This window comes from Brevundimonas sp. CURTG3B2_SDJG, assembly GCF_057364705.1.
This window is the reverse complement of sequence record NZ_JBNFOJ010000177.1, coordinates 1-6,380: the sequence shown is the minus strand read 5'-3', so window position 1 is coordinate 6,380 and position 6,380 is coordinate 1. Positions and strand designations below refer to the sequence as shown.

5 protein-coding genes are annotated in these 6,380 nt (G+C 70.0%); 1 reads left to right on the top strand and 4 read right to left on the bottom strand.

Annotated elements, in window-relative coordinates; all coding sequences use genetic code 11:
* Positions 1-68: 68 nt before the first annotated feature.
* Both AC2W7C_RS12200 and AC2W7C_RS12195 read right to left on the bottom strand, forming a co-directional pair.
* On the bottom strand, positions 69-923 hold the full coding sequence (locus tag AC2W7C_RS12200) for a cell wall hydrolase (protein WP_486001683.1): 855 nt from the start codon (positions 921-923) through the stop codon (positions 69-71).
* A gap of 117 nt (positions 924-1,040) precedes the next feature.
* Positions 1,041-1,520 carry a Dps family protein gene (locus tag AC2W7C_RS12195; RefSeq protein ID WP_486001682.1) on the bottom strand — a complete coding sequence of 160 codons (480 nt, stop codon included), beginning with the start codon at positions 1,518-1,520 and terminating at the stop codon, positions 1,041-1,043.
* A gap of 204 nt (positions 1,521-1,724) precedes the next feature.
* On the opposite strand from AC2W7C_RS12195, the gene AC2W7C_RS12190 reads away from it, so the two are divergent.
* Positions 1,725-5,045, top strand: a complete 3,321-nt coding sequence (locus AC2W7C_RS12190) for a PAS domain S-box protein (RefSeq protein ID WP_486001681.1) — start codon at positions 1,725-1,727, stop codon at positions 5,043-5,045.
* A 30-nt stretch (positions 5,046-5,075) separates the two neighbouring features.
* Here the strand turns inward: AC2W7C_RS12190 and AC2W7C_RS12185 are convergent, their stop codons facing one another.
* Entirely contained in the window at positions 5,076-5,438 is a 363-nt protein-coding gene (locus AC2W7C_RS12185) for a DUF6481 family protein (RefSeq protein WP_486001680.1), read from the bottom strand.
* A 129-nt stretch (positions 5,439-5,567) separates the two neighbouring features.
* Positions 5,568-5,771: a hypothetical protein gene (locus AC2W7C_RS12180; protein ID WP_486001679.1), complete on the bottom strand. Its 204-nt coding sequence runs from the start codon at positions 5,769-5,771 to the stop codon at positions 5,568-5,570.
* Positions 5,772-6,380: the final 609 nt, after the last annotated feature.

Here is a 6,380-nt window from a genome sequence, read left to right as displayed (position 1 = left end):
GGCGCCGGTCTGCGGCTGCGTGGTCGCGGCGATCTGCAGCCGCGGCCGTGAGAACCGGGCTTCGTCGATCAGGGTTCGCGGCCCGCATAGGTCTGACGGAAGGCCGACGGTTCGCCGTAGACGCCCTTCCAGCGGTAGAAGATGTGCGCGCCGATCTGGGTCAGCTTGTTCAGCGTGGGGGCCCACCACGGGTGGACGTAGTCGGCGTGGTAGTGGGTCGCCGTCCCCACGCGCGTCGCCACATGACCGGCCAGCGCCCGCTCGGCGACCCGGCTGGCCCGGTCCCACGCCCAGCGCACCGGCGCCTGGCCCAGCGAGCCGTCGCAGGTGAAGCTGAATTGGCATCCGGTGGTGCGCTCGGCCCCCTCGAACACCACGCCGCAGACGGTGTTGGCGTAGTTGGGATCGCGCACCCGGTTCAGGACCACTTGAGCCACCGCCTCCTGGCCCTCGGTCGGCTCCAGCGCCGCCTCGTAATAGATCGCCTGGGTCAGGCAGCGCTGGGCGCGGCGGCGATCCTCGGCCGTCGCCGGTTTGAACGCGAATGGCTGGGCGGCGCGGATCAGGCCGGCCGCCGTCGGCGTGGCCGCGTTCAGCTTCATGGCGTCCAGGCCCGTGGCGCCGAGGTCCAGGCTGGGCTTGCCGGCCAGCGTCAGGCTCTCCCAGCCCGGGGTCAGGCCGTACAGGGTCGGCTGGCGCAGGGACGGGTCGTGGCGCATCGCCTGCGCCAGCTGGGACGGGTCCATCCGGCCGGTGATGGCCAGGAAGCCCTTGCCCGACAGGTCGCCACCGGTCAGCTGACGGACCACCTCGACGCGGCGATCGATCTCCGGGCGCGGCGTCGAACTGGCGGCCATGGCGACGCCGACCGCCGCCAGCGCGGCGGGCGCGGCGGCGGCCAGACGGCGGCCCGTCGTCAACATTCCGGTCCAGTCGATCCTGGCCAAATCAGCTCCTCGCGGCGCGACACGCGCCCGTCGCCGCTTGTCCTCGACAAGCGGGGCGCTTTTCAGGCGGAAAAGCGCCGTTAGGTCAAGTCGTCAGCGTCCACCCAGGGTGGAACGCAGCATCCAGGCGAATTTCTCGTGCGCGGCCAGCCGCTGGGTCATCAGGTCGGCGGACGCTTCGTCACCGGCCGCGTCGGCGGCCTCGAAGGCCTTCCGCGCCGTCGCGATCAGGGTCTCGTGATCCTTCAGCAGCTCCTTGAGCATCGGGATGGCCTCCTTCTCCGGGTCGCCGTCCTTGATCGAGGTCAGGTTGCCGAAGCCCGAGAAGCTCTGCGGAGCCAGAACGCCCAGGGCGCGGATGCGTTCGGCGATCTCGTCCAGGGCCGCCCAGACGTCGCGGTACTGCTGCTCCAGCAGATTGTGGAAGCTGAAGAATTCCGGCCCGCGCACGTTCCAGTGATAGCCGTGGGTCTTCAGGTAGACCGCGAAGCTGTCGGCCAGGACTTTCGTCAGTTCCTGGGCCACGTCGGCGCGAGAGGCTTTCGAAAGTCCGGTGTCGATGGTCGCGGTCATGCTGGTTCCTCGGCGAAGTCGGTGTATCCCTGCCGAGCAGGTAAGGTCGAAAACGGCTTCCGCCAAGCCCGTTCGGCCGCGGGGGCGACGGTTCGAGCGCACCCGGACGACCGGGAACGCGTTCGGCGTCAATGCGTTGCAAGGGATCGCGCGATCCGCGTACGGGGGATGCCAGGCTTTGGGGGCCGACGCCTTTTCAGACGAATGGCGCTTTCTCAGCCCGGTCGTCCCTTTCAGGCGGCGCTGACCGGTCTGCTGTGCGGATTCGTCGGCCTCGCCGTCCGGGCCCTGCTTCAACCCGTGTACGGGGGCGCCAGCGGCCTGACGGTGCTGCTTCCGGCGGTGCTCGTCGCGGCGCTTTGGAGCGGCCGGGCCGCCGGCTACGTCACCATCGCGATGGGAGCGGTCGGAGCGATCCTTCTGACTCAGCTTCCCGGCGGACTGATCCGCTACGACCCCGTCACCCTGTCCATCGGTGTCGTCACCTTCGTCGTGGTCGGCGTATTCGGCGCCGTGCTGGCCGGGTCCCTGCGCCGCACGTTGCGCGACCTGGACCAGACCAACCAGGCGCTACGGGCGTCCGACAGCCGCGTCGGCGAGACCGAAACCGAACTGCGCGCGCTGGTGGACCAGGCGTCGGTCGATGTCGCCGCCGCCCAGGCCGCGGAAGCCGCCCTGCGGGAAAGCGAGACCCGGTTCCGGCTGATGGCCGACACCGCGCCCTCCCCGGTCTGGATGACCAACGCCGACGCGGAGGTGGAATTCGTCAACGCGGCCCTGGTCGAGTTCTACGGCACGCCCGCCGAGGCGATCCTGGGCGGCGTCTGGCGCCAGACCCTGCACCCCGACGATCAGGCGGCCGTCCAGCAGGCCATGGACGTCGCGCGGCCGGATCGCCTTCCCTATGGGTTCGAGGCGCGCTTCAAGCGGGCCGACGGCGCCTGGCGCTGGATGCGGATCGCGGTGAACCCGCGCTTCGATGCGAACGGGACCTTCCTTGGCTACGTCGGCATGTCGTTCGACATCACCGAAACCCGCGACGCCATCGCCGCCCTGGCGGCCCAGGAGCGCCGCCATAGCTTCCTGCTGGCGCTGACCGATCGGCTACGGGATCTCGACACGCCGGAAGACATCATGAACGAGGTCGAGCGGGCCCTGGGCGCCGAGCTGAAGGCCGACCGTGTCGGCTACGGCGAGGTCGATCAGGAACGCGGCCTGGTGGTCATGCGCCGCGACTGGACCGCCGGGGTCGTCAGCGCCCAGGGGCAGTTCAGCCTGGCCGAGGTGGGCGCCGACCTGATCGCGGACCTGGCGGGCGGCCAGCTGATCCGCATCGCCGACGTCCGCAAGGACATGCGGACTCGCGACGCGGCCGACGTCTTCGCGCGGCTTCAGACGCGCGCCCTGATGCGCGCCCCGCTGATCCGCGGCGGTCGCCTGAGCGCCTTCCTTTATGTGCACGATTCCAAGGTCCGGCAGTGGACCGACGCCGAGGCCGACCTTCTGCAGGAAGTCTCGGCCCGGACCTGGACCGAGATCGAGCGCGCCCGGGCCGAGGGCGCCGTGCGCGAGAGCGAGGAGCGGTTCCGCGCCATCGCCGACACCGCCCCGGTCCTGATCTGGGTGACCGGCCAGGATCGGGTCCGCGAGTTCGTCAATCAGGCCTATGTGGGATATCACGGCGGGACCTACGAAGACGCCCGGTTGGCGGACTGGCGCACCGTCGTCCACCCGGACGACCATGAGCGGATCATCCAGGAATCCCTCGCCGGCGAAGCGACCGGCCTGCCTTTCTCGATGGAGGCCCGCTATCTGCGCCACGACGGGGAGTATCGCTGGCTGAAGTCCTTCTCGCGCCCCCGGCTGGACGCCGACGGCGCGGTGGTCGGCTTCGTCGGCGTGGCGTTCGACGTCACCGACATCCGCGAGGCCCAGGCGCGGCTGCTGGAATCCGAGACCCGCTTCCGGACGGTGGCCGACAGCGCCCCGGCCCAGATGTGGATGACCGACGAACAGGGCGCCATCGTTTTCGCCAACAGGCGCTACCGGACGTTCTTCGGCGTCCAGAGCGACGCGGACCTGGGCGCCAACTGGCGCGCCGTCACCGCCGCCAACGGCCTGGACGATTTCCACGACCGCTTCCTTCAGGCCCTGGATCACCGCGACCGCTTCGAGGGCATGATGGAGATCGTCCATCCGCAGCTGGGCCGGCGTTGGCTGCGCTGCGAGGGCATTCCCCGGTTCGACGGCGCCGGCCAGTTCAAGGGCTATGTCGGCGCCAACATCGACGTCACCGACGCCAAGAAGGCCGAGGACGACCTCAAGCGCATCAACGAGCTTCTGGAAGAGCGCGTCGGAGAGGCGCTGGCCGAAAAGGCCAAGGCCGAAGCCGACCTGATGCACGCCCAGCGGATGGAGGCCGTCGGACGCCTGACCGGGGGGGTGGCGCACGATTTCAACAATCTGCTCACGGTGGTGATCGGCGCCCTGGACATGATGTTGCGCTCGCCCGAGGACGCGGCGCGTCAGAAGAAGCTGGGCGAGGCCGCCCTGGCCGCGGCCCGGCGCGGCGAGGGCCTGACCCACCAGCTGCTGGCCTTCTCGCGCCGCCAGGCGCTGCGGCCGGAACCCCTGGACCTCAACGCCCTGATCCGGGAGAGCGAGCCCCTGCTGCGACGCGCGGTCGGCGAGGCCGTCGAGTTCAGGCTCAAGCTGCGCCGGGGCGGCGCGCGCGTGAACGTCGACCCGGCGCAGTTCGAGGCCGCCCTCCTCAACCTCGTCGTCAACGCCCGCGACGCGGTCGGCGACCGCGGCCGCATCTCGATCCAGACCCTGGCCTGCACGGTGCACGGCGGCGAGGTGCCCGAGCTGGCGCCGGGCGAATACGTGTGCGTCACGGTCGCGGACAATGGATCGGGGATCGATCCGGACGTCATCGGGCGGGTGTTCGAACCCTTCTTCACCACCAAGGCGATCGGCAAGGGCACGGGTCTGGGGCTCAGCCAGGTGTACGGCTTCGCCCGGCAGAGCGGCGGCGGCGTGCGCATCACCTCCACGCCCGGCCGCGGCTCCGAAATCCGGGTCTATCTGCCGCCGCTCGACCGGTCGGACGGCGTGGCCGCGGAAACGCTGGCCGCCGTGGACGCACCCGCCGTCGCCGGTCGCCGCCTGCTGCTGGTCGAGGACGACGCCGGGGTCGCGGACGTCGCGCTGGAGCTTCTGCGATCCATGGGCATGGAGGTCAGCGTCGCCGAGACGGCGCCCCAGGCGCTGGACCGGCTGAAGGGCGAGGCCTTCGACGTCATGCTCAGCGACGTGGTGATGCCCGGCGGCATGACGGGCATAGAACTGGCCCGGGAATGCGCGCGCCGCTGGCCGGACATGCGGATCGTCCTGACGTCCGGCTATGCCGGCGAGGACGTCGACGAGGCGCTTTCGGACGCCCCGTGGCCGTTCCTGCGCAAACCCTATTCGAGCGAAGAACTCGCCCGCGTGCTCGGAGAGCCGTCGGCCGCGCCGGCCTGAGGCCCGGCGGATCGCCGGACCCGCGGCCGATCAGCGCTGGCGGGCCTTGCGCGCGGCGTAGCGGGCGTCGCGGGCGGCCTTCTGCTCTTCCTTGGTGAGTTGCTTGCGCTCCTTGCGGGCGGCGCGGCGGGCCGCGTCGGCCTCGTCCTGGGCGGCCTGTTCGGCGGCGAGGCGCGCGGCTTCCTTCTCGGCCTTCTCGCGGCGGGCCTCGGCCTTGGCCAGCTCGTGCTGCTGGCGCTGGGCCTCCTTCTCGGCGGCGCGCTTGGCGGCCAGCTTGTCGAACTCGGGGTCCGGAGCGGCGGCCTTGGGCTTGAACTTGGCGAGCAGGGCCTTCTTGGCTTCCTGTTGGGCGGTCAGGCGATCGGTGAAGCCGGTTTGTTTCAGATCTCTCATGCGAGCGGTCGTCGTATCCTTGAACGATTGTCAGGTGCGCAAACGGCGGGGCGAGCAAGGCTCAGCCCCGGGCGCGTCGGCTAACCCCATATAGGTTGAAAAAGCAAGGTTGCAGGGGACCGACCGGCGTCACGCCCCTGCAAGTGTGTCAGTTCGGCTTCTGCGCCTGGCCCACGGCGGCGCCCGCCGCGCCGCCCACGGCCGCCCCGACAGGACCGGCCACGACGGCGCGGCGACCGCGCCGGTGGCGGCCTTCTGTTCGATGGTCTGGCCGCAGGCCGTCACGGCGACGGCGGCGGCGGCCAAGGTCAGGGCGGGAATGAGACGTTTCATGGGATGGATCTCCTGTTCGAGACACCCAAACGTAGCCGTGCCGCCGCCGGTTCCGCCTTTCGTGGATCAAGTGTTCGAAGCCCGATAGTGGACCTCATGAACAATACCGACGCCTGCGATCAATGAGCGCAGGTCTTCCGACAAGCCGCTTTGTGTCAACTTCATGATGTCGAATACAGCAATGGCGTCCGTGACTGACTCCATGGACATGACTCGGTCAGTCGGTCGTCTCGCGCTTAACCGCTCGGCAACGAGAAATGCTGCACCGCACCAGAATCTTGCGAATCAACCACATTGGCGCCACAAACGGCTGGCTTAAGGCGCGTCCCCGACCGTCAGCCTGTTCGCTGAGCGTCGGTACTGCAGCCGGGACGCGACCCAAGTCAGTCGCCCCGACGGCGAGACTACCCGGGGGCGGCGCTGCGCCCTGCTGAACAGGACTGAGCCTTTGTCGAATCCCTCGCAGCTGCGTGCGACGACTCCTGCCGACCGTGTGGCCAAGATCCGGCCCGGCGTCGCGGCGGCGGCGTTCGGCGCGCTGGTGGGACTGGCCTGGGCGGCGCCTATCTGGGGCGGCGCGGCGGCGAAAGGCTTCGACGATCCGCACCC